General features: G+C 71.0%; 19 protein-coding genes. 6 read left to right on the top strand and 13 right to left on the bottom strand.

Features of this window, described 5'->3' with window-relative positions; translation table 11 throughout:
• The first annotated feature begins 3 nt into the window (after window positions 1-3).
• Window positions 4-1,827: a sensor histidine kinase gene (locus HNR30_RS24385; RefSeq protein ID WP_246379140.1), complete on the top strand. Its 1,824-nt coding sequence runs from the start codon at window positions 4-6 to the stop codon at window positions 1,825-1,827.
• Window positions 1,820-2,176: a DUF742 domain-containing protein gene (locus tag HNR30_RS24390; protein WP_181612359.1), complete on the top strand. Its 357-nt coding sequence runs from the start codon at window positions 1,820-1,822 to the stop codon at window positions 2,174-2,176. The genes HNR30_RS24385 and HNR30_RS24390 overlap by 8 nt, the downstream gene beginning before the upstream one ends.
• On the opposite strand, the gene HNR30_RS24395 is transcribed toward HNR30_RS24390, so the two are convergent.
• The 7 genes from HNR30_RS24395 to HNR30_RS24425 are packed head-to-tail and all read right to left on the bottom strand — an operon-like array spanning window position 2,163 to window position 9,703.
• Window positions 2,163-3,002 (bottom strand): ABC transporter ATP-binding protein, encoded by an 840-nt coding sequence (locus tag HNR30_RS24395; protein ID WP_181612360.1) that lies wholly within the window; start codon window positions 3,000-3,002, stop codon window positions 2,163-2,165. The genes HNR30_RS24390 and HNR30_RS24395 overlap by 14 nt on opposite strands.
• On the bottom strand, window positions 2,989-3,693 hold the full coding sequence (locus tag HNR30_RS24400; protein ID WP_181612361.1) for an ATP-binding cassette domain-containing protein: 705 nt from the start codon (window positions 3,691-3,693) through the stop codon (window positions 2,989-2,991). Before HNR30_RS24400 ends, HNR30_RS24395 begins: the two co-directional genes overlap by 14 nt.
• Window positions 3,690-4,490: an ABC transporter permease gene (locus HNR30_RS24405; RefSeq protein ID WP_181612362.1), complete on the bottom strand. Its 801-nt coding sequence runs from the start codon at window positions 4,488-4,490 to the stop codon at window positions 3,690-3,692. The genes HNR30_RS24400 and HNR30_RS24405 overlap by 4 nt, the downstream gene beginning before the upstream one ends.
• Window positions 4,487-5,503, bottom strand: coding sequence for an ABC transporter permease (locus HNR30_RS24410; RefSeq protein ID WP_181612363.1), 1,017 nt, complete (start codon window positions 5,501-5,503; stop codon window positions 4,487-4,489). Before HNR30_RS24410 ends, HNR30_RS24405 begins: the two co-directional genes overlap by 4 nt.
• A complete protein-coding gene (locus tag HNR30_RS24415; RefSeq protein ID WP_181612364.1) occupies window positions 5,503-7,119 on the bottom strand; it encodes an ABC transporter substrate-binding protein in 1,617 nt (538 codons plus the stop codon). The genes HNR30_RS24410 and HNR30_RS24415 overlap by 1 nt, the downstream gene beginning before the upstream one ends.
• Window positions 7,120-7,130: 11 nt before the next feature.
• A complete protein-coding gene (locus HNR30_RS24420) occupies window positions 7,131-8,660 on the bottom strand; it encodes a hydantoinase/oxoprolinase family protein (protein WP_181612365.1) in 1,530 nt (509 codons plus the stop codon).
• Window positions 8,657-9,703, bottom strand: a complete 1,047-nt coding sequence (locus HNR30_RS24425) for an S-methyl thiohydantoin desulfurase family protein (RefSeq protein WP_181612366.1) — start codon at window positions 9,701-9,703, stop codon at window positions 8,657-8,659. Before HNR30_RS24425 ends, HNR30_RS24420 begins: the two co-directional genes overlap by 4 nt.
• 121 nt (window positions 9,704-9,824) lie before the next feature.
• On the opposite strand from HNR30_RS24425, the gene HNR30_RS24430 reads away from it, so the two are divergent.
• Both HNR30_RS24430 and HNR30_RS24435 read left to right on the top strand, forming a co-directional pair.
• Entirely contained in the window at window positions 9,825-11,528 is a 1,704-nt protein-coding gene (locus tag HNR30_RS24430) for an alpha/beta hydrolase (protein WP_181612367.1), read from the top strand.
• A gap of 65 nt (window positions 11,529-11,593) precedes the next feature.
• The gene (locus HNR30_RS24435) at window positions 11,594-11,974 is read left to right on the top strand and encodes a hypothetical protein (protein ID WP_181612368.1); all 381 of its coding nucleotides are present in this window, start codon (window positions 11,594-11,596) and stop codon (window positions 11,972-11,974) included.
• On the opposite strand, the gene HNR30_RS24440 is transcribed toward HNR30_RS24435, so the two are convergent.
• Window positions 11,944-12,819 carry a DNA-3-methyladenine glycosylase family protein gene (locus tag HNR30_RS24440; protein ID WP_181612369.1) on the bottom strand — a complete coding sequence of 292 codons (876 nt, stop codon included), beginning with the start codon at window positions 12,817-12,819 and terminating at the stop codon, window positions 11,944-11,946. The genes HNR30_RS24435 and HNR30_RS24440 overlap by 31 nt on opposite strands.
• Window positions 12,820-13,369: 550 nt before the next feature.
• On the opposite strand from HNR30_RS24440, the gene HNR30_RS24445 reads away from it, so the two are divergent.
• Window positions 13,370-14,551, top strand: a complete 1,182-nt coding sequence (locus tag HNR30_RS24445; protein WP_181612370.1) for an amidohydrolase — start codon at window positions 13,370-13,372, stop codon at window positions 14,549-14,551.
• A 57-nt stretch (window positions 14,552-14,608) separates the two neighbouring features.
• Complete coding sequence (locus HNR30_RS24450) at window positions 14,609-17,251, top strand: Tex-like N-terminal domain-containing protein (RefSeq protein ID WP_181612371.1); 2,643 nt, start codon at window positions 14,609-14,611, stop codon at window positions 17,249-17,251.
• Between the two features lie 662 nt (window positions 17,252-17,913).
• On the opposite strand, the gene HNR30_RS24455 is transcribed toward HNR30_RS24450, so the two are convergent.
• The 5 genes from HNR30_RS24455 to HNR30_RS24475 all read right to left on the bottom strand — a co-directional run bounded on the left by HNR30_RS24455 (window position 17,914) and on the right by HNR30_RS24475 (window position 23,604).
• Window positions 17,914-19,695, bottom strand: a complete 1,782-nt coding sequence (locus HNR30_RS24455; RefSeq protein WP_181612372.1) for a hypothetical protein — start codon at window positions 19,693-19,695, stop codon at window positions 17,914-17,916.
• A 427-nt stretch (window positions 19,696-20,122) separates the two neighbouring features.
• On the bottom strand, window positions 20,123-20,707 hold the full coding sequence (locus tag HNR30_RS24460; RefSeq protein WP_181612373.1) for a dihydrofolate reductase family protein: 585 nt from the start codon (window positions 20,705-20,707) through the stop codon (window positions 20,123-20,125).
• A 123-nt stretch (window positions 20,708-20,830) separates the two neighbouring features.
• The gene (locus tag HNR30_RS24465; protein ID WP_181612374.1) at window positions 20,831-21,985 is read right to left on the bottom strand and encodes an ROK family transcriptional regulator; all 1,155 of its coding nucleotides are present in this window, start codon (window positions 21,983-21,985) and stop codon (window positions 20,831-20,833) included.
• Between the two features lie 243 nt (window positions 21,986-22,228).
• Entirely contained in the window at window positions 22,229-22,651 is a 423-nt protein-coding gene (locus HNR30_RS24470) for a hypothetical protein (RefSeq protein ID WP_181612375.1), read from the bottom strand.
• Between the two features lie 71 nt (window positions 22,652-22,722).
• Complete coding sequence (locus tag HNR30_RS24475; RefSeq protein WP_181613025.1) at window positions 22,723-23,604, bottom strand: sigma-70 family RNA polymerase sigma factor; 882 nt, start codon at window positions 23,602-23,604, stop codon at window positions 22,723-22,725.
• Window positions 23,605-23,608: the final 4 nt, after the last annotated feature.

A 23,608-nucleotide genomic window follows, 5' to 3' on the forward strand; every position in this document is an offset into this window, starting at 1 on the left:
GGCTTGCTCTTGGTCCCGATCGTTTCGATGCTCGTCCTGTGGGGTGTCCTGTCAGCGGTGAGCGCGCACGAGAGCCTGGAGCTGAGGGCCTACCAGACGCTCTGGAGCAACCTGCGCCACCCGGCCTACCGGCTGGGGGCCGAGCTCCAGCGTGAGCGCCTGGCCGCCGTCCGTCTCCTGCGCACCGGCCAGCCCGCCGCCCGCCAGGCCTTCCTGCTGCAGCACAGCGCCACCGACGAGGCCCGCGAGCGTTTCCTCACCCGCTCGGCGGAGTCCAGGAGCGCGTACGCCGCCGAGGTCGACGAGGTACTCATCCAGGTCGCCCGGCTCGACGTGCTGCGCGGCGAGGTGTCGGAGCGCCTCATCGGCAGGTACGCGGCGGTCGAGTCCTACAGCGACATGGTCGACGCGCTGTTCGGGCTGCACCGCAGCGTCGCGTTGATCAACGACATCCCCATCTACGAGCAGTCTCGGCTGGTCATCAACCTCGGGTTCGCCAAGGAGCTGCTCACCCGTGAGCAGGCGATCGGGGCGGGCCCGACGAGCGAGCAGGAGCGCACCGCCTTCACCCAGATCGTCGGCAACCGGCGGTTCCTCATCGACCAGTCGCTGGCCGAGCTCGACCCGGAGCTGCGCGACATCCAGGTGGGCATCATCGCCTCGCCGGAGTACCTGCGGCTGCGGGTCATGGAGGAGCAGATCATCGACGGGCGGGTGCCCGTCGACTGGCCGGTGGTCAGCAAGGAGCTGGTGGAGGCGTTCGGCGAGGCCGAGATGCACGCCAGCTCGCTGCTGGCCGGCCGCGCGGTGCCGGTGGCCGACGCCGTGATGATGCGCGCCTTCCTGCTGGGCGGCATCGGGGCCGTGCTCGTCATGCTCTCGATCTTCATCTCGCTGCGGCAGGCGAGCCGGCTGTCCAAGGAGCTGGCCGAGCTGCGCAGGGCCGCCCTGGAGGTGGCCGAGGAGCGGCTGCCGCAGGTCGTGGCCAGGCTCCGCGAGGGCGCCGAGGTGGAGGCGCCCGCGATCACGGTGCGCAGCACGACGACGGAGATCAAGGACGTCGGTACGGCTTTCGCCACCGTGCAGAGCACGGCCGTGGAGGCGGCCGTCGGCCAGGCGCAGCTGCGCGAGGGGGTGCGCCAGGTCTTCCGCAACCTGTCGCGCCGCAGCCAGGCGCTGCTGCACCGCCAGCGCATCCAGCTGGAGAGCATGCAGCACCGCGCCACGGAGCCTGGCACGCTCGACGACCTGTTCCGTCTCGATCACCTGACGACGCGGATGCGCAGGCACGCCGAGAGCCTGATCATCCTGTCGGGCGCCACCCCGGGCCGCGGCTGGAGCAAGCCGGTGCGGCTGCTCGACGTGGTGCGCGGCGCCACCGCCGAGGTCGAGGACTACCCGAGGGTCAACGTCGAGGAGATGCCAGGGCTGTGCCTCGACGGCGCGGTCGTGGCCGACACCATCCACCTCATCGCCGAGCTGATCGAGAACGCCACCGTCTTCTCCCCGCCGACCGCGCCCGTGACCGTCCGGGGCGAGAACGCCGCCCACGGATTCGCCGTCGTGGTCGAGGATCGCGGGCTGGGGATGGGCGAGGCGGAACTCGCCCATCACAACGCCCTGCTGGCCGCGCCGCCGGAGTTCGACGCTTTGCACGACGGCGACCAGCTGGGGCTGTTCGTGGTCGGCCGGTTGGCCGCCAGACACGATATCCGCGTGACGTTGCGCGGTTCACCATATGGAGGGACCACCGCCATCGTGCTGATCCCCGCTGCACATGTGATCATCCCCGTCCCCACCGAGGTCGAGGTGGTGGTCCATGAGTGACGAACGCTGGCTGGACGAGGACGCGGGTCCGATCGTCCCTGCCTACCTGCTGACGCGCGGCCGTACGGTACCGGCCACCGCCGCCATCGACCTCATCGCCGTGATCACGACGGTGGGCGGTTTCGCGCCGCCCGGAGGGCTCGGGCCTGAGCACCACATCATCCTGCAGAAGTGCATCAGGCCGACGCGGCTGGTCGACGTGGCCGCCGAGCTCGGCCTGCCCATCGGGGTCGTGCGCGTGCTGGTGGGGGATCTGCACGCCCAGGAACTGGTCAAGGTCGAGCTGCCCGCTCCCATGTCGGACCCGCACATCCTGCTCGACGTGATCAGCGGGCTCAGAGCTCTGTAGCCCGGTGGCAGGCGACCCGCCTGTCACCGATCGCGACCGGCTCCGGCCGTTCCTCGCAGGCGGGTACGGCCAGCGGGCAGCGCAGCCGGTAGGCGCATCCCGTGGCGGCGGTCACCGGCTCGGCCCCGGTGGCCGCGGGCGGGCTGCCGCCGAGCTCCGGCACGGCCTCGCGCAGCGCCCTGGTGTACGGGTGCATCGGCCGCGCCAGCAGCTCCGCGGTGGGCCCCGACTCCACCACGCGACCGGCGAACAGCACGTGGGAGGTACGGCACAGCCGTGAGACCACGGCCAGGTTGTGGGTGATCAGCAGCCGCTCGGTTTCCAGCCCGGCGAGCAGCTCCAGGATCCTGGCCTGGACGGTGACGTCAAGGGCGCTGGTCGGCTCGTCGAGGATGAGCAGCCTCGGCTCGACGGCCAGGGCCCTGGCGATCACCACGCGCTGCCGCTGCCCGCCTGACAGCTCGTGGGGGCGGCGGCCGGCCAGGGCGGGGTCGAGGCCGACGGCCTCCATCAGCGAGGCCACGGGCATCGCCGGGCGGGCCTCGGCGATGCTGCGGCCGACCCTCATGCGGGGGTCGAGCGATTCGGCCTGGAAGACCGGCTGCACCTCACGGCGAAAGGCGCGCAGGTCCGTCAACGGTCGCCCGCCGTACAGGATCACGCCCTTGACCGGCTTGAGCAGGCCCAGGAAGGCACGCGCGAGGGTCGTCTTGCCCGAGCCGCTCTCGCCGATGAGCCCGACGCCGCCCGGGGTGATCTCCAGGGTGACGTCATGGACCACGGGCGTACGGCCGTAGGCCAGGGTGACGTTCTCAGCCTTGAGCACCGAACACCGCCTCCAGCTCCTGTCGGGTGTAGGGGTGGGTGAGCGTGCCGACGACCTGCCCGTCCTTCATCACCACGATGCGGTCGGCGATCGTGGAGACCAGGGCCAGGTCGTGGGAGACCATCAGCACCGCCAGGTCCCGCTCGGCGCGCAGGCGCTGCAGCACGGCGATCACCTCGGCCTGGACGGTCACGTCGAGGGCGCTGGTCGGCTCGTCGGCGAGGATCACCTCGGCGCCGAGCGCGATGGCCAGGGCGATGGCGAACCGTTGCGCCTGGCCGCCGGAGATCTCGTGCGGGTAGCGCCTCAGCAGCGCGGGGTCCAGGAGTACGGCACGCATGGCCTCCTCCATCGACGCCCGCACGCCGTGCAGTTTGAGCGCGCGGCGCATGAAGGCGCCCAGGCGGGTGGTGGGCGGCAGGGCGGCCTGGGGCGACTGCATGACGAGGGCGGCCTTGGAGCCTCTGAGCCGCCGCAGCTCCCTGGGGCCCGCCCTGAGCACGTCGACGCCGCAGATCGTGACGTTCCCCGACGCCTCGGCCAGGCCGAGCAGGGCCATGAGGGTGGAGCTCTTTCCCGAGCCGCTCTCCCCCACGATCGCCACGCATTCGCCGGGCCGTACGGTCAGAGCGGGCACGCTGGCGGCCACGTGCGTGCCGTACCTGACCTCCAGGTCGCTGACCTCGATCATTTGATCACCGTCCTGCGCGGGTCGAGGGCGTTGCGCAGGCCTTCGCCCAGCACGTTGAAGGCGAAGGCGGTCAGCACGATCGCCAGGCCGGGGAAGGTGACCACCCACCAGTTCGTGGAGATGAGCGACTGGCCCTGCTCGACCATCAGCCCCCATTCCGCGATCGGGTCCTGGGCGCCCAGGCCCAGGTACGACAGGGCGGCGGCGGTCAGGATGACCCCTCCGGCGTCGAGCGAGAGCTGGACCAGGACGGGGGTGAGGGAGTTGGGCAGGACGTGCCGTACGACGATCAGCGGGGCGGGCACGCCCAGGCAGCGGGCGGCGTCGACGTACGGGCGGGTGGAGACGGAGGCGGCCACCGACATCGAGAGCCGGGCGTACCAGGGCCACCAGGTCGCGGCGATGGCCACGATCACCGTGGTCACGGTGGGGTCCAGGACGACGGCGAGCGCGACCGACAGCAGCAGCGCGGGGAAGGCGAGGAAGATGTCCGTGACACGCATGATCACGTCGCGCAGCCAGCCGCCCGCGTATCCGGCGGTCATGCCGAGCGCGACCCCGACCAGGGCGGAGCTGCCCAGGACGGCGATGGCGATCAGCAGGGAGGTCTGCCCGCCGTACAGCACGCGCGAGAAGATGTCGCGCCCGGCCTGGTCGGTGCCGAACCAGTGCTCAGGGCTGGGCGGCAGGAGGCTGCTGAGCGGGTCGACGGCGTCCTCGGGGTAGGGCGCCAGCCAGGGCGCGGCGAGGGAGGCCAGCACGATCAGGGCGAGCAGGAACGCTCCGAGCCGCCTCATCGCGCACGCGCCCGCGGGTCGACGACGCCTTGCAGGAGGTCCACCACCAGGTTGGCCAGCACGTAGACGACGGCCACCAGCAGCGTGACCCCCGCGATGGCCGGGGTGTCGTGGGAGCGAATGGAGGTGGTGGCGTAGCGGCCGAGCCCCGGCCAGTTGAAGATCGCCTCGACCAGGAAGCCGTTGACGATCGAGTAGGCGAAGACCAGGGCGATCAGCGCGAGCACCGGGTTGAGCGCGGCGCGTAAGGAGAAGCGGGTCAGGATCGTGCTCTCGCGGAAGCCCAGCGCGCGGGCGAGCCTGGCGTGGTCCTGCGTCGACTCCTCGATGAGGGCGGCCCTGGTCAGCTGGGCGATGACCCCGGCGGGGTAGGCGGCGACCACGAGGGCGGGCAGCACGAGGTGCCACAGGGTGCTGGTGAGAATCGGCCAGTTCCCGGTGATCAGGGCGTCGACGACGGTGATGTTGGTCCAGAGGGTGAGCGGGCTGGCGGTGTCGAGGTCGCCGTCGTACTCCCCCGCCACGGGGAACCAGCCGAGGCCGGTCGCGAAGATCGTCTGGACGGCCAGGGCGAGCCAGAAGACGGGGAAGGAGACGGCGAGCATCGAGCCCACCCGCACCACGAAGTCAGGAAATCTCGTCTTGAAGCGGGCGGCGAGCACGCCCACGGGCAACCCCACCGCGACGGCGATCACCAGCGCGGTCCCGACCAGTTCGAGCGAGGCGGGAAAGGCCAGCGCCAGGTCATCGAGCACCGGCTGCCGCGAGTGCAGGCTGGTCCCCCAGTCACCGGTCAGCAGGTCGCGCAGATAGGCGACCAGCTGGACGGCCAGCGGATCGTCCAGCCCGAACCGCTCGCGGGCGGCCGCGAGCTGCTCGGGCGTGGCCTTGGGGCCGGCGTAGGCGACCGCGGGATCGCCCGGCACCAGCCTCATGATCACGAAGGTGAGCGTGACCACGCCGGCCACGACCAGGAGGGCCTGGCCGAGCCGGCGGATCAGGTAACCGACCATCAGGGGGAGGTCACGTCGTAGAAGAACACCACGTTCGGATAGGCCGGGTTGTCCACGTACCCCTTCACGTCCGCGCCCAGCGCCCGCTGGTAGGTCTGCACGTACGGCACGGCCGCGGCGGCCTGCTCGTCGAGGATCCTGCGCTGCAGGTCGGCATAGGCCTCGTGCGCCTTGACCTGGTCGACAGCGGTCAGCGCGGGCAACCCCGCGATGAGCTTGTCGATCTCCTTGTCCTTCAGGTACGAGAGGTTGAAGCTGGTCTCCTTCTCCGTCCTGAACATGTTGTAGAACCACGAGTAGGCGTCGGCGTAGTCGGGGTACCAGTACATGACGAAGATGTCCTGGCCGCCCTTCTTGCCCTGGTCCCACTGGGCGCTCCACTGCATCGGCTTGGCCTTCACGGTCACGTTGACCTTCTTGAGCGCCGACGTCAGCAGGGTGACCAGCAGCTTCTGGTCGTCGTCGCCCTGGGCGTAGGTGAGGCTGAGCTCCAGCTCCGTGCCGTCGACGCCGAAGCCGCGCTTCTGCAGCAGCTCGTGCGCCTTGTCCATGTCGTACACCGGCTCCTTGCCGGGCGTGTGGCCCAGCAGGCCGGGCGGCACCAGGCCGCTCGCCTTGACCCCGGCGCCCTTCAGCGCCGCGACCAGGCCGTCGTAGTCGATGGCGTGCTGGAGCGCCTGCCGTACCTCCGGGTCGAGCTTCTCGGTGTTGAACAGCAGGAGCAGGTTCTGGAACGACGGCGTCGAGGCGGTCTGCACCCCCTGCGTGCCGGAGGCCTGCTGGAACAGCTGCGGGTTGAGGCGCGGCACGAAGCTGACCTCTCCGCTCTGCAGCAGCTGCCAGGCGGTGTTGACCTGCTCGGTGACCCGGAAGGCGACCTTCCTGTACTGCTCGGGCTTCCAGCCGCCCCAGTAGCCGTCGTAGGCCTTGAGGGTGAGCTCGGTCTCCTTGCCCTTGGCCCACTGGTCGATCGTGTAGGGGCCGCTGCCGCCGTCCTTGTCGCCGTCGGGCGAGACGCCGTCGGGGTCGTAGATGTAGGAGGCGTAGCCGGAGGAGGCGACCAGGTCCAGCGGGGCCGCGTACTTCAGGGAGAAGGTGAGCGTGAGCGGGTCGGGCGCCGCGATCGTCTTGACCGGCGCCCAGATGTACGCGGCGCCGCCGTTGAGCTTGATCGTGCGCTCGATGGCCTGCTTGGCGACCTCGGCGGTCAGCGGCTTGCCGGTGTGGAACGTCACGCCCTCGCGGAGCTTGAAGGTCCACTCCTTGCCGTCGGCCGACGCGGTCCACTCGGTCGCGAGTTTCGGCTCGGCCTTCTGGGTCTGGGCGTTGTACCTGGTCAGGCTCTCGTAGATGTTCGCCATGGCGATGATCTCGTTGGAGTACGAGGTCGCCGGGTCCCAGTCGGTGACGACGTCGAGGTTGGGGGCGTAGACGAAGGTCTTGTCGTTGGCCTGAGCCGCCGGGGTCGTCTGGGCGTTCTGGGTCGTCTGGGCCGTCGGCGCGGTGGTGTCGGCCGCGGGTTGGGGGCTCCGGTCGGCACCGCGCACCTGGCCGCCCGCGCACGCGGACAGGGTTAAGGCGACGACGCCGACGAGCAGTCCCTGGTGCCAGCGCATCGGGGGTCCTTTCACCGGTTCGGTTTCAGCGGGCCTGCCGCTTTCACGTGCAGGCGCACCGCGGGCTCCGACAGATAGCTGAGCGGGATCTCGTACAGGTCCACGATCTCGACCCCTCCGGGGTCGGCACCCGCCTGTACGGCTCTCGCGGCAGCTTCGGTTTTTGCCGCTTCGATGCGTTCTGCTCTGTTTTGGCCCGCAGGCAAGATCGTATCGACTCTCCCGCTCGCCAGGGCGATCGCCGCTCCGACGGCATTGGCCACTTCGGCGTGCCGCGGGCGGAGCACATCACTGACACCCGGGATCGACGCGGGCAGCAGGAACGCGCCGCCGCCGACCGCGACCAGCGGCCTGCCGGTACGGCCCAGCGTCATGCGGTCCACGGCGTCCTCGACCATGGCGTCGGAGATCTTGAGCGCCTCGGACAGGAGGAGTTCGAACTCCCCCGCCTTCCAAGCGCCTCCCAGCTCCTGGGCACGCCCGGCCAGGATGCCCGCGTCCGTCAACGTCGGCACGCCGCCGCCGAAGGCCAGGGCCAGCTCCGCGATCCGGTAGCCCACCGACTCCGGCCCCACGCTCGGGCCTGGGCCGACGATGCTGCCGCCGCCGAGGGCGATCGCCAGGATGTCGGGCATGCGGAAGTTGGTGAGCACGCCGCCGATCTCCGTCGCCGCGGTCGACTCTCGCGGGAACCCGCCGACGAGCACACCCAGGTCGGTCGAGGTGCCGCCCACGTCGGCCACGATCGCGTCCTGCGCGCCCGACAGGAACGCCGCGCCGCGCAGGGAGTTGGCGGGGCCCGAGCCGATCGTGGAGACCGGCAGCCTCCTGGCCTGCTCCAGCGTCATCAGCGTGCCGTCGTTCTGCGCCAGGTACGGCAGGGCCGACAGGCCCCTGGACTCCAGCGCGGAGGTCAGGGCGCCGGTCACCCGCTCCGCCACGCCGTACAGGGCGGCGTTGAGGACCGTGGCGTTCTCGCGCTCCAGGAGGCCGAGGGAGCCCAGCTCGTGGCTGAGGCTGACCGGCAGGCCGTACTCACGCGTCACGAGCTCGGCCACGGCCTGCTCCTGCTCGGCGCTCGCGGGGCTGAACACGCCGGTCACCGCGACCGCGCCGGCGTCACGGCCGTCGAGGAAACGGCGCACGGCGCCGAGGTCGAGCGCGCTGATCGGGTAGCCGTCCACGAAGTGGCCGCCCGGCAGCACCGCCTCGCCCGCCGAGACCGTCGCGCGCAGGTCGTCCGGCCAGTCCGACAGAGGCGGCACCGAGGTGGTCGCGGGGGCGCCCAGCCGGATCACCGCCACCCTGCCCAGGCCGCGGCGCTCCAGGATCGCGTTGGTGGCGTGAGTGGTGCCGAGCATGATCCGGGTGACCGCCGCCGGCTCGACCGCGCCCAGGACCGCGTCGAGGGCGGCGAGCAGGCCGACTGTCACGTCGGGGGTCGTGGGACGCTTGGCCTTGGCGACCAGGCGGTCCTCGTGGTCGAGCACGACCGCGTCGGTGTTGGTGCCACCCACGTCCAGGCCGATTCTGAGACTCATGCGCCGGCCCCCACGGGTCGATACTCCAGGTCGTAGCCGAACGCGCGTGGCCCGGCGACCTCCAGGCCGCGTGCCGTACGCCAGATCGGGTCGCACGCCCACGCCAGCACGGTCACCCGCTGGCCGTATCGCAGCGCCTCGGTCTGGATCGCGGCGGCGGTCTCGGTGTCGACCACCGCGATCAGGTCGGGGACCATCGCCCTGACCTCGCCGTCCTCGATGGCCACCAGGTTCTCGTTCTGCAGCTCCAGCAGCAGGCCGCGGCCCCTGTCGGCGCCGGTGCCCTCGATCGTGGCCGAGCCGCGCACGAACCCGCCCTCCGTGCGCCGCTCGATGTCGGTCAGCTTGCCGGTGATCAGCCTGATGGCGCCGAGCTCCTCCTGGAGCGCCTCCAGCACCTGGTGGCGGCCGATCCGCAGCGCCCTGCCGATCGTGCCCTCGATGACCGCGCCGCGCGCCCGCGCGGCGGTGAGCACGTAGTCGGCCATCAGCGCGCTGGACCCGGCGGCCACGCAGACCGCGCGGGCGATACGTTCCGACCACAGGCCGTCGACCGGGCGGATCGTCGTGACGTTCCCGACCACGTCCGCCATGATCACGAGGTCGGCGGGCAGGCCCTTCACGTACATCGACACCATCTGGACCTCGGGGAAGGCCCGGCCCATGGCGTCGGCGTCGAGCAGCGGCAGGCCCAGCTGCGCGGCCCAGGCCACCGGCGCGACCCCGTTGGAGCCGCCGATCTCGCTGGACATGATCGCGGCCGGGCGCCTTCCGAAGATCTTCTCGACCTCCTCGACGATCCGATGCGCCTCCGCCTCGCCGTGCGGCATCTCATGGCTCACCGTGGGCGCGCCGATGCCCGACAGCGGCACGATCAGCTCGTCATCGGCCAGATCCTGGATCCGCACGACCCGCACCGGCCCGTGCTCGCGGATCGCCCTGGTCGCGGCCAGCGCGCCCACGCGCACATCACCGCCGCCGCCCGTCCCCAGGACGGCACAACCACGCGCGAGGGCGGGAATATCACTCTCGTTGAGCTCCATATAGCTGCAAAACCAAGCACATCACCCACGCTTTCCGCTAGATCACATTCCCCCACGAACCGCCGTTCCGCTGCCCGGCCCGCGGACGCTTTGCGATGCTGAAGCGACCATGTCAGATGCTATGGAGGCCTTTCGAGCGGTTGCCGCGCTCGCCACCGAGCACGCCGCCGACCTCGACGCCGCGACCCGTGTCATGGCCGCCAGCGCGTGGGTGGGCGGCGGCGCGCCCCACTTCACCGCCTCGCTCGCCACCCATCGCACCTCGATCCAGTCCGCCTTCACGATGGCGCTCGCCGCCCTCGCCGGCGAAGTCGTACGGCGCGGCGGACCCACACCCGCCGCCCCCTCGATCGCCACCCAGGTCTCCATCGTCTCCGCCACCCACGGACCCTTCCGCGGCATCGACACCCAGGCCATGCGCGGCCTCGTCACCATGCTCGACCAGGCCGCAGAACGCCTGCCCGCCGCCGGAGCCCGCGTCCGCGCCCTGCTGTCCGCCACCGGCCAGCCCGCCTCACCCGGCTGGACCATCGCCGCGGCCGGCCAATGGTCCGGCACCCAGGCGCCCGACCTGCGCCGCCGCCTGGCCCGCATCCAGCGCGACACACCCTGGCTGCCCCCAGACTCCGTCGCCTTCGACCTGTTCGGCGGCTACGCCACCGCGACCGACCCCGACACCCTCCTGGCCAAGGTCGCCTCCGGCGACCCCGCCGCCCTCACCCAGCTCCTGGCCCGCCGCGACCCCGGCCTCGCCGCCCGCGTCCACGCCTGGTGGCACCGCCTGCCCGCCGCCGTCCAGGAACGCCTCACTCGCCTGCCGGGAATCGGCTCACTCAACGGCCTGCCCGCCGCCACCCGCGACCAGGCCAACCGCGCCTTCCTCGCCGCCGAGAAACGACGCCTCGAAGCAGAGCTGGAGCAGCTCACCGGCATCCTCGAAGACCTGTCGGCCCTAGCCGCCCCCCGCTCCCTGATCACCCGCGACCAGGCCGGCAGGCTCCTGCGCAACATCGCCATGATCGAACGGGCACTCGCCGCCGGCGGACGCGACGGCCACCCGCCCGCCCTCCTGCTCGCCTTCGACCTCCACGGCACCGGCCGGCTCGTCGTCTCCTGGGGCGACCCCGACGCCGCCGACACCATCGTCACCTACGTGCCAGGGCTGAACACCGAACTCGGCGGCTTCGCCGGCGACATCGACCGCGCCCGCGTCCTGTGGCAGCAAGCCCAGGCCACCGCCGGGAAACGGGCGATCGCCTCGATCGCCTGGCTCGGCTACGACCCGCCACAACTGGAGAACCTCCTGGACCCACCCGCCTCCGTCGCCTCCGACGCACCCGCCGAAAGGGGAGCCGTGGAGCTGGCGGCGTTCTCCGACGGCCTGCGTGCCACCGGGGGTGAGGGGGCGCGGTACGTGGTGCTCGGGCATTCGTACGGGTCCCTGGTGTCGGGCAAGGCCGCGCTGCTGCGGCCAGGGAGGCTCGCCGACGAGTTCGTGTTCGTGGGCAGCCCGGGGGTGGGGGTGGAGCATGCGCGGGATCTGAAGGTGGGAGCGGAGCGGGTATGGGTGGGGGAGGACCCCAACGATCCGGTGGCGATGCTGGGGCGATTCACCCGGGATCCGGGGGATGCGGGGTTCGGGGGGCGGGTGTTTTCGGCGGGGAGCCGGCACGTGGTGCAGGCTCATTCGGGGTATTGGGACCTGCACTCCCCCTCATTGCGAAATCTGGCCCGCATCACCAATGGGCAATACGACGCAATCATCGAGCCTCACCTGGACATCAAGCCGCAGTTGCTCATGCCCCAGATCCGGAGCTCCTCGTGATGTTCCGGTGGACTCTGGCTGCCTGCCTCACCATCGCGCTCGTCAGTTGCACCTCGGAGAATCCCATGACGACCCAGGCCGAAGCCGTCAACCGTGTCGAAGAGCTCATCCGCAAGACAGCGGACACCCTTCGCCCTCCGCCGAAGCTCGAGCTCATCCCCTACACCGTGACGCCCAACCCATGCGCCTTCTCCGCGGACGGTGTTCCGGAGCGCTACACCGTCAACCGTGCCTATTGGCTTCGAGGTGTCCCCACCGATCAGCTCAAACGCGTCGCTGACCAGGTGAAGGCCCATTGGCTGGCCGAAGGCCACGTGATCACAGCGAGCGGCCGTGCAGGACATCCCGACCTCGCCGGCGTCTCCCACCCCGACAACTACACCCTCGCCCTCGTCTGGGCCGAAGGCGGCTCCCTCTACCTGGCCGCCACCTCCCCCTGCCTGTAACCCAACGCCCGAAACAAAAACGCCCCCCAACTCCGATAAGGCCTCCACCCTTCCATCACCCCCCGATAAACCCCCACCCCCGCATCCTCCCGAATCCCATAAGCCCCCCGAAGCACCCCGAACAACCGCGGCTCCTCCCCCACGAACGCGTCCGGCGCCCCCGCTCCCCGGGTGAGTATCAGCCCCGCGGAAAACCCGCCCACCCCCGGCAGCCGCCGCAGTTCCGCGAGCGCCTCCTCCGGCTCCACCGACCGCAGGTACTCCCCCGTCAAAACCCCGTCCAGCGCCGCCCGGGCGAGCCCTCGCACCCATTCCTCCTTCCGTTCGGGCAGTCCGAATCCTCCCGCGTCCGCCAGCGCGGCGGGCGGTGGGAACGCGAAGTAGGGCCGCCCGTCCACCTCCACCTCGGCCCCGTATTTCTCGGCGATCCTCTGCTTGATCCGCGCCGCGATGTACATCGACGACCGCTGCACGATCACCGCCCAGCACGCCGCCTCCCACGCGCTCCAGAAGCACAGCGGCCGCAGCCCTGGCCGTTGCCGCTGCAGCTCTCCCAGCACCGGGTCCTGCTCGCCCACGGCCGCGAATCCGCTCCCGTCCACGTCGAGCGAGAGGATCCGCGCCACTTCCCCGCTCCGCACGGCTCGCGTGGTGGTTACCTCGACCCCGCCGGGTGCCGCGGTCACCGTCACGCCGACCGGCCGCCAGTCGGCTTCGGCGGCGTACGCGAACCGCAGCGCCCGCCCGTCGCTGTGCTCCAGCGCCCCGGTGACCGGCCAGTCCTCGACGAACCGCAGCGTGGCGTCGAAGTCGTAGGGCCCTTGGGCGGCGAGCGTGAATCTCATGCGTGCATCGTATGAACCCCCGCCTAGGATCGCTGGATGAAGGCGGCTTACCTCGACCTGGCGTCCCAGGTGATCTCCGGCGCCGTGACGGGCGACGCTCTCGTCGAGCTCGCCTGCGTCCTGTCGGATCTGGACCACGACACTCCGGCCGTCCGGGAGCTGCTCGAACGTCCGGCCGCCGACCTGACTCCCGAGGACGTGTCCCGCCTAGCGGAGGAGCTGACCGCCCCCTACCGAGCGTGGCGGGCGGCCATCGACCGGGTGGAGCACGACATGCGTGTCACCGGTGCGACGGGCGAGGTGGCGCTTGCCGTACCGGACTGGGATCCCGACGGCGTCCGCCTGCAGGTCGACGACCACTTCTCCCACGACCGCCTCCCCTTCGCGGGCGACGCTGCGACCTATGTCGCCGATGCCGTACAGGAGGCGGTCATGGAGGCGTCTTTCACCGTGTGGCCCCTCTGCCCCGTTCACGACCTGGGCCTGCCGTCGTGGTCACGTCGTCGCCAGGATCGGCCACCTGGGCACCCCATCGGATTAGGGTGCTTTCATGACAGAGGTGTTATTGCGTGGCGGCACCCCTTGGGGCGCCGACGGACCGGCCGATGTTCTCGTGCGCGACGGCCGCATCGCCACCGATCCCGTCGACCCGGCCGTCATCGACATCTCCGGCCAGTTCGTCCTGCCCGCCCTGGTCGAGGCGCACTGCCATCTCGACAAGACCCTGTACGGCGGCCCGTGGATCCCGCATTCCGCTGACGACACCCTGGCCGGCCGCATCGGCAACGACCTGTCGCGTCGCGCCGAGCTGGGCGTGCCGAGCGAGGCCAGGATCGCCGCGCTCCTGCGCACGATGCGCTCGTACGGCACGGCGCACGTCAGGTCGCACACCGACATCGACCCGGAGGTCGGCCTGCGGGGCGTCGAAGCGGTCAGTGCCGCGGCGGCCGAGGTGGGCATGCCCGTGCAGCAGGTCGCCTTCCCGCAGCACGGCGTCCTGACCAATCCGGGCACGCTCGACCTCTTGGAGGAGGCGCTGAAGAGCGGCGTCGCGGCGATCGGCGGCCTGGATCCCGCGGGCATCGACCGCGACCCGGTGCGCCACCTCGACCTGATCTTCGCTCTCGCGGACCGCTACGGCGCCTTCCTCGACATCCACCTGCACGACGGCGGCACCCTGGGCGCCTGGGAACTGGAGCTGATCGCCGAGCGCACCCGCGCTCTCGGCCTGGGCGGCAGGGTGACGGTCAGCCACGCGTACGCGCTGGGCCAGGTCGACGACGCCCACCAGGACCGCCTGGCCGCGGTTCTCGCCGACGCCGGGGTGGCGCTGGCGACGGCCGCCGTCTACAGCTTCCCCGTCCCGCCGCTGAAGCGGGTACTCGACGCGGGCGTGGTCGTGGCCTGCGGCCACGACGGCATCCGCGACCTGTGGGGGCCGTACGGCAGCGGCGACATGCTGGAGCGGGCGATGCACCTGGCCTACCGCAGCACCTTCCGCCGCGACGAGGACATCGCGCTCGCGCTCCGGGCCGCCACGTACGGCGGAGCCGAGGTGCTGGGCCTGGCTGATTACGGACTTTCCGTGGGCTGCCGCGCCGATCTCGTGGTCGTGCCCGTGAGCAGCGCGGCCGAGGCCGTGGTCACCCGTCCGCCGCGCACACTGGTCATGATCAGCGGGAAGGTTGTCCACAGCCTGGTCTCGGAGGGCGGCGGGGTCCTGCACAATTGACCGGGCAGGACCGTCGGGAGACCGTCGGGGGTCCTTCGAAGTCCTTCGAAAGGCGGAGTGGTGCTCTCTATCCAGCAGCGGATCGCGGACGAGCTCGGCGTGCGCGAGGGGCAGGTGAGCGCGGCCGTCGACCTGCTCGACGGCGGCTCGACCGTGCCGTTCATCGCCCGTTACCGTAAGGAGGTGACGGGCGCGCTCGACGACGCCCAGCTGCGCACCCTGGAAGAGCGGCTGCGCTACCTGCGCGACATGGAGGAGCGCCGCGCGGCGATCCTCGAGTCCATCGAGTCGCAGGGCAAGCTGACCGACGAGCTGCGCGAGCAGATCCTGGCCGCGGAGACCAAGGCGCGGCTGGAAGACATCTACCTTCCTTACAAGCCCAAGCGCCGCACCAAGGCTCAGATCGCCCGCGAGCTGGGCCTCGAGCCGCTGGCCGACGCCCTGCTGGCCGATCCGTCGCTCGACCCCGTCGCGACCGCCGGGCCGTACGTCGTGGAAGGCCTTGCCGACGCGGCCGCGGCCCTCGAGGGCGCCCGCGCGATCCTCATCGAGCGGTTCGCGGAAGACGCCGACCTGATCGGGTCGCTGCGCGAGCGCATGTGGTCCTACGGTCAGGTGTCCTCGCGCGTCAAGGAGGGCAAGGAGGAGGCGGGCGCCAAGTTCAGCGACTACTTCGAGTTCGCCGAGCCGTTCACCAAGCTGCCCTCCCACCGCATCCTGGCCATCTTCCGCGGCGAGAAGGAAGACGTCCTGTCGGTCGCGCTGGAGCCGGAGGAGGGCGACGAGTACGAACTCCGCATCGCCTCCCGTTTCGGCGTCTCCGACCAGGGGCGGCCCGCCGACAAGTGGCTGAACGAGACCGTGCGCTGGGCCTGGCGCACCCGCATCCTCGTGCACCTGGGCATCGACCTGCGCACGCGCCTGTGGCAGGCGGCCGAGGACGAAGCCGTGCGCGTGTTCGCCGCCAACCTCAAGGACCTCCTGCTCGCCGCCCCGGCCGGTGCCCGCACCACCATGGGTCTCGACCCGGGCCTGCGCACCGGCGTCAAGGTCGCCGTGGTCGACAAGACCGGCAAGGTCGTCGAGACCGCCACCATCTACCCCCATGAGCCCAAGCGCCAGTGGGACCAGTCGCTGGCCGTCCTCGGGGCGCTGTGCCAGCGCCACGGCGTCGAGCTGATCGCCATCGGCAACGGCACCGCCTCGCGCGAGACCGACAGGCTCGCCGCCGAGCTGGTCAAGCACATGCCCGGCATCACCAAGATCGTGGTCAGCGAGGCGGGCGCCTCCGTCTACTCCGCCTCGGAGTACGCCTCCAAGGAGCTGCCCGAGCTCGACGTCTCCCTGCGCGGGGCCGTCTCCATCGCCCGCCGCCTGCAGGACCCCCTGGCCGAACTCGTCAAGATCGACCCCAAGTCGATCGGCGTCGGCCAGTACCAGCACGACGTGTCGGAGACCAAGCTCTCGCGCTCGCTCGACGCCGTCGTCGAAGACGCCGTCAACGCCGTCGGCGTCGACGTCAACACCGCCTCGGCGCCGCTGCTCACCCGCGTCTCCGGCATCGGCTCCACCCTGGCGGCCAGCATCGTCGCCCACCGCGACGGCAACGGTCCCTTCCGCAGCCGCACCGCGCTCAAGGACGTCCCCCGCCTCGGCCCCAAGGCCTTCGAGCAGTGCGCGGGCTTCCTGCGCATCCCGGGCGGCGACGACCCGCTCGACTCCTCCGCCGTCCACCCCGAGGCCTACCCGGTCGTCCGCCGCATCCTGACGTCGGCCGCCACCGACCTCAAGACCCTGATCGGCAACACGGCCGCCCTGCGCTCGCTCAAGCCCGCCGACTACGTCGACGACACCTTCGGCCTGCCCACCGTCACCGACATCCTCGGCGAGCTCGAGAAGCCCGGCCGCGACCCACGTCCCGCCTTCAAGACCGCCACCTTCAAGGAGGGCGTCGAGAAGATCTCCGACCTGGCGCCGGGGATGATCCTCGAAGGCGTCGTCACCAACGTCGCCGCCTTCGGCGCCTTCGTCGACGTCGGCGTCCACCAGGACGGCCTCGTCCACGTGTCGGCCATGTCCCGCACCTTCGTCAAGGACCCGCGCGACGTGGCCAAGCCGGGCGACATCGTGCGCGTGAAGGTGCTCGACGTCGACATCCCGCGCAAGCGCATCTCCCTCACGATGCGCCTGGAGGACGAGACCGAGCAGCCGACCTCGGGCGGCGCAGCGGGCGGCGGCTCCGGCCGGGGCCCGCGCCAGTCCGGCGGCCGCCCAGGCGGCCCGCGCCCGGCCTCCCAGGACGGCCGCAGCACCGACACCCGCCCGGCCCGCGATGGCGCGGGTGGAGACGCCTCCGGTCGTGGAGGCTCGCGTGACGGCTCAGCACGGCAGGGCGCAGGCAGCGGCGGCGCAGGCAGCGGCTCCGGCCGCGACGGCGCGCGCGGCAACCGTGACAACCGCGGCCAGCGCGGTGACCGCTCCGGTGACCGCGCAGGTGACCGTTCCGGTGACCGCGCAGGTGACCGTTCCGGTGACCGCGCAGGTGACCGTTCCGGCGACCGCGGCAACGATCGCGGCAACGACCGTCGCGGCGGCCAGCGCTCGGGCGGCGACCGTCGCCAGGACCGGTCCGCCCCCTCCGGCGCCATGGCCGAAGCCCTCCGCAAGGCAGGCCTCGGCGGCGGCTCGGACACTCGCTGACACCCCACTGGGCTCCAGCTCACAAAGCTGGAGCCCAGCCCGTCGCCCGTCGCCCGTCGCCCGTCGCCCGTCGCCCGTCGCCCGTCGCCCGTCGCCCGTCGCCCGTCGCCCGTCGCCCGTCGCCCGTCGCCCGTCGCAAGGTCTTCACACGCGGGCGCTTCGCGCAACCCGGTTCAGGCCGTCTCCCAGTCGCGCCACAGCCGCGACCCCTGGCGGCCCTCGCTCCGCGAGGACGTCTTCCCGAGGCGCGGGCTGCGCCCGCGCACCCCATGGTCCTCCGCCTCGCCTCGAAAATTGGTCGCCAGGGAACGCCGCTCATCGAACCACCCAGGCTGAGCCGAGACGCGTCGAAGGGTTTCGTGGAGGGACTACAGGCCCTCGCTGCCGCTCATCGCCTTCGGTCTGTTCGGCATGGGGCTTCGTGCTGGTCGACGGCGCGCCCTTCATCTGCCGACGGCAGGCAACCCACGAAGGCGTCCGCCATCTCCACAAGGTCAGCCCGAGAAGACAGGCGGCCCTCTCGATGGGGTGAGGCACGGGAAGGCAACCCACCTGCTCGACAGGGTGACTGCTAAGAATGCCGCCCCACCCTCGACAAGGTGAGGCCGCGCCCGACAAAGCCGGAGACTCACCCACGACACCCTGTGCGCCACCACCCGCCCTCAGCCCTTCAACGTCACCCTCTTCCGCGACGCCCCAGGGAAGACAACAATCAGGTGCTCCTCCTCGCCCGCCTCGTCGACCCGCACGTAGACGCGGAGCCGGTAGCGGCCCTTGCCGGCGATGGCCAGGTTCGGCATCGGGGCGCCCGCGCCCACCTCTCCGCCCTCACCCATGTACGGCACGGTCAGGTCCCCGCTGCGGCTGAGGATCGGCACCTCGTTGACCTGGTCCCATCCGGCGGTACGAGCTGGTGGCGCGGTGCGGAAGGCCTTCACGGTGAGGCACAGATTGCTGACGTCAGCGACGTGCCCGATGAGCGCCCCGCTGCCGTCCACCCCGATGCCGGAAGGATCCTTGAAGACCTTGTCCATCAGCTCCTCGTCCGAGCCGCCGGTGGTCTCGTCGTTGGGGTCGTGGACCAGGTAGCCGGGGTCGCCGTCGACGAACAGGAAGTAGTTCGCCGTGGCCTGACGGACGCCCTTGGTGCGTGGCCAGGGGTCACGGCATCTGGCGTTCTGCTCGGCGATGTAGTCGGTCTCCGCTGCCTGCGATTCGGCGGTCGATCGCAGCAGTTCGGGCTGGGTCGCGCCGATGATCTCCGGGCAGATGTAGACGAGGTCCCACGCCTCGGCGCCCTGGGCGGCACGCTCGCTCCCGGCCCGCGTCAGGATCGCCTTCTGTTCATCGCGGTCTTTCGCACGGCACAACGCCCGGCCGTACGAGAGGACCTGCTGGTCCGACAGCGTGTCCGGGAACATGGGCGGGACACCGGCGAAGGTACGCCGTGCGAGGCACAGGAATTCGGCCTCCCGCTCGTGGGGTTTCAGGTCTCCGAAGGAGGATCGGCTGTAGCAGCCCGCGAACCGGCCGGTGAAGGTGAGGTGCGGGGACTGTTCCGGCTCGATCAGTCCGATGATCGGCAGGATGACTATGGCCGCCACCGTGACGCGGACAGCGCGCCGCGGTGCGCGTGGCGGGTCGGTCGGGTGGCCGCCGATCGACGACAGTTCACGGGCGGTCGCCGCGAGCCAGAGGGTGCCGATGAGTCCTACCGCGTCCATGACGATCGCCGGCATGGGGTTGGCGTGTCCGAGCAGGCCAGCGAGAAGGTTGTACGGGATCACCAGCAAGAAGACGCTCAGCGACAGCCACCCGGAGACGAGCGTGCCCCGGCTCCACCGGCCGTCGCGCCGCTGGCCGACGATGGTGAGGATGATCGCTGTCAGCGCGCAGAGTGTCAGGCCGGTGGCGAGGGCCTCGCTCATGGGAAGTTCCAGGACGTCGAGTTCGTCGAGCAGGTCGTTGGCCATGGCGGCCAGCCCGATCGCGAACATCGCTCCGGCCGCGGCGCGCAGCACGCGGGACCGCCAGCGGATGACGGTCAGGTAAAGGGCGTAGATGGCGGCCCACAGCACGAGGTTGAAGGCGCTGTCGCCCGCGTCTGGGAACAGTGCGATGGGGATCCACAGCACCAGGGCGTACGCCACCGCGAGATACAGCAGCCATCGCAGCAGCTTCGTTCTGCGGTTCAGGGCTCCTCGGGCAGGGGGACGCAGGATCAGCCACAGGAGTGCGGCCTTCACCAGGGCGGCTGCGAGGAGGGCCGCGGTGGTGAGGGTGTCGAATCCGTTCTGGGCGAAGAAGCTTGCGTGGGCTGGTGGCGCCCATTCGACGGCTACCCAGAGCCAGGCGTCGCCGAGCGCCAGGCCCGCGACGGTCGCGGCGAGGGCCAGACCTACTGATGCGATCCTGAAAAGTCGCCATAAGGTGTCCGCGGGCATGGGTCGCGATCTTAGCGTGACGCGGTTCGGGGAGGACGGGGTGAGATGTATCGGCTCGCGCCGGCTCCACCGACCGGGGGCGACCGATGCCCGCCCCGCCGTCCCGAGGGCGACGAGCGGTGGGAGGGCGACGAGCCATCGGAGGGCGATGTGACCGGCTCACCGATGACCGGTGGGCGATCCGGCGAGCTCACCCAGGACCGGCGGGCGACGCGGTGGGCTCATCCACGACCAAGGGCAGAGCCATACGCGCCCAGCGACCCGGGACGGTGGGATGGCGCACCGCATGCCGCCACGAGCAGCAGGGCTCGTGGACAAGGAGGCGGTCGCCCACCGGCCTCCGCCGCCCGCCGTACGACAAGCACGGCACGTACGGCGAGCGCCGGAAGAACGGCGGGCAGCGCGGCGCGGGCTCTACGGCGAGGGCTCAGGCGTGCAGGGTGGGCCGGTAGGTGAGTTCCTGGATGTGCCCGTCGAGCGTCCGGCTCTCGATCAGCTCCAGGTCGAAGTCCACCGCCCCCCGGAAGATGGGATCCGCCCCCGTTCGACCACTGATGACCGGAAAGACCGTCACCTGGACCCTGTCGACCAGCCCGGCGGCCATCAGTGCCCGGTTCATCGCCAGGCTGCCATGGGAGCGCAACGGCACCGCGGACTCCTGCTTGAGCCGGGCCACGACGTCGACGGCGTCGCTGCTGGCGAGGGTGCTGTCGGGCCAGGTGAGGGGGGCTTGGAGGGTCGTCGACACGACGGTGGTCGGCAGGTTCCTGAGCCGGGTGTTCACCGGGTCGTTGACCTGCGACTCCTCGTCGCTGGGCCCCAGTACCTCGACGAACTGCCGGAAGGTGTTGGCGCCGAGCACGAGCCGCTGCTTCTCGCTGTACAGGGCCAGGCGGCGGGCGAGGAACTCCGGGCCCTGCTTGCCCCAGTAGCCGCCCCAGTCACCGTCGCTGGTGTACGAGCCGTAGCCGTCGAGGGTGGAGAAGACGTCGAAGGTGTAGGTCGCGGTCATGCTGATCTCCTGGAGTGCTGTGGAGCGCCGGTCGGAGGGACAGACCGGCGGGCGGGGTGAAACTCATCGCCGTGCGCCGCCTCGTTCGGAAGCGCCGCGCGCAGCCCGGGTGCTGGGCGACCTCTAGGCGCCGGAAGTCAGCGGCGCCGGCATGCCGTCGGTGAACAGCACGGAGTCGACCTGGTCGAGCGCCACTCTCAACGCTCCCAGGGCGACGCTGTCGGCTCCTAAGGTCGAGGCCCTGATCTCCGGCACGCGCAGGCACAGCCGGTCGAGCTCGTGTGCGAGCGGGTCGACGATGAGGTCGGCCGAGCGCGACCATCCGCCGCCGAGGACGACGACCTGCGGGTCGAGGGCCAGGACCAGCGCCGCGGCGCCGATCGCGAGGTCCTTGACGTACCGGCGCAACGCGGCCCTGGCCTCGCGGTCACCGGCGCGGACCTGATCGAACACCCAGGCCGCCCGGTCGTCGGGGTGCACCTCGGGGGGCATGCCCGGGCAGTTGTCCAGGTGGGAGGGCGCGCTCAGCCACCGGACCGCCTTCAGGGCGCCGATCTCGCCCGCGGCCCCGCCGTACCCTCGGCGCAGCGTGCCGTCGAGGATGAGCCCGGCGCCGATCCGCATGCCGGCCAGCACGTAGACGATGTCGTCGGCGTCCTGGGCCACGCCTTTCCAGCGTTCGGCGACGGCGCCGAGCTTGCAGTCGTTCTCGACGAGGATCGGGCAGGAGAACCTGGTCGACAGGTGGTCGGCGGGCGACACGCTCGCCCAGCCGGGTAGCGGGGTGAACAGGGTGGTGCGCCCGGTGGCGTCGACCGGTCCCGTCACGCCGACGGTCACGGCCCAGATCCGGTCGTGGCGCATGCCCGCCGCGTCGAGGCACTCGGTGATCGCGGTGTCGACGGCGGCGAGCCGTACGGCCGGGTCGGCCTCGGGCTCGACGGGCACCCGGTGGCTGCGGACGACCTCGCCCTCGAGGTCGGCGAGCAGGACGAGGATCTTGTGCGCGCCGACGTCGACGCCGAGTACGTGGCCCGCGTCGGCGTTGAAGCGGTAGCGGCGGGCCGGGCGCCCCACGGTGCTGCCGTCGGGCTCGACGACCTTGACCCACCCGTCGGTGACCAGGCCGCGCACGACGACGTCGGTGCCGGGCCGCGACAGGCCCGTACGGCCGGCGAGTTCGGTGACGGTGGCGGGAGGCTGTCCGCGCATCGCCCTGACGATGCTGAGAGAGTTGTGCTCGCGGAGCTTGCTGACGTCCGCTCCAGCCCCATCCATGGCCACGGAACCCCCATTTTGTCAAAGGCTCATCATATATAAGCATCGTCCGGCACGCACTATGCTGCACTCTGACACCCGTGCGCCCTGAGGGAGTATTCGACGATGTACAAGGAATTCGCCGCCGAGGCCGTGGTCTGGCTGCTTCCCGTGGTGGTCCTCATCGGCCTGGCACTGATGATCACTGCCTGATCGTCGAATGGGCGGCCCCCGCGAGGAGAGCCGCCCATCATCGATGGCCTGTCAGCTGTAGTAGGTGTAGCTCACCACCGTACGCACGTCGGTGTACCAACGGCTGAGGTCCCCGTATTCCCAGCGGTCCCAGTAGCCGTCGAGCTTGTCCGTGCGGATCGTGCACCCGCCCCACTTCACGCGGCGCGCCCGGATGTCGCCGATGTGGTCGCGGCAGGTCCCCATCTTGTGGCCGTTGACCCGCAGCGTGACGGTGAGCCTGGCCCGGTAGAGGTTCGTGCGGGAGATGTTGGTGACGCGGACCCTGATCTTGCAGGTGTCCTTGCACCGGCCGATGTAGATCTTCTGGCGAAGGTGCTTGGGCGCCGACACCTCGGCGCTCTCGGAAACGGTTGCGGATGACGGCTGGCCTGCCAGCCCTAACGAGGTCGCCGCGCTGAGCGCGACGAGGACGCCGGCGAGACGTCGGTTCATGCGACATTGCCCCCAGATATGTGTGGCCCCCACCCTCGATTGACCTCCACGGCCGGGCCGAAGTCAACCGGTTATGACGCCCAGGCGAGCAAATCCCGGCGCTCGCGTAACCGCTTCAACGCCTGCTTCTCCAGTTGCCTGATCCGTTCGCGGGTCAGCCCCAGATGTTCGCCGATCTCGCGGTAGGTCTGGACCGGCCGGCCCGCCAGGCCGTAGCGGGCGTTGACGATGTAGGCCTCCCGGTACGGCAGGCGCTCGACCCAGCCGCGGATGGAGTCGCCGAGCACCCGCTGCTCCATGAAGTCCTGCACGTGCAGCCCGTCCTCCTCGACGATGAGGTCGCCGATGCTGCCCTCGCCGTCGGCGCCCACCGCGATGTCGAGGCTGACGGTGTCCTGGCCGAAGCGCCGCAGCTCGGCGATCTGCTCCGCCGTACGCCCCACCGCCTCGGCCAGTTCCTCCGGTCTCGGCTCGCGGCCGAGGTCCACCAGCAGCCTGCGCTCGGCGCGCAGCAGCCGGGTCAGCTCCTCCCCCACGTGCACGGGCAGGCGAACCGTTCTGGATTTGTCGTTGAGCCCGCGCTCGATCGCCTGGCGGATCCACCACATGGCGTAGGTGGAGAACTTGTAGCCGCGCGCGTAGTCGAACTTCTCGACGGCGCGGATCAGCCCGAGGTTGCCCTCCTGGATGACGTCGAGCAGCGGCAGACCGCGGTTGGCGAAGCGTTTGGCCGCCGAGACGACGAGCCGGAGGTTGGAGCGGATCAGCCGCTCGCGGGCGCGCAGCCCGTCGAGCCTGATGGCCTCCAGCGACGGATCGGGCGGGCCGCCTTCGATCAGGTGCGTGGCGTAGAGCCCGGCCTCGATGCGCCGGGCCAGCTCGACCTCCTCATCGGCGGTGAGCAGACGGGTGCGGCCAATCTCCGCCAGATAGGCGCCCAGCGAGTCCGACATGCAT

The organism is Nonomuraea soli (genome assembly GCF_013761175.1).
GTDB classification, from domain to species: domain Bacteria; phylum Actinomycetota; class Actinomycetes; order Streptosporangiales; family Streptosporangiaceae; genus Nonomuraea; species Nonomuraea soli.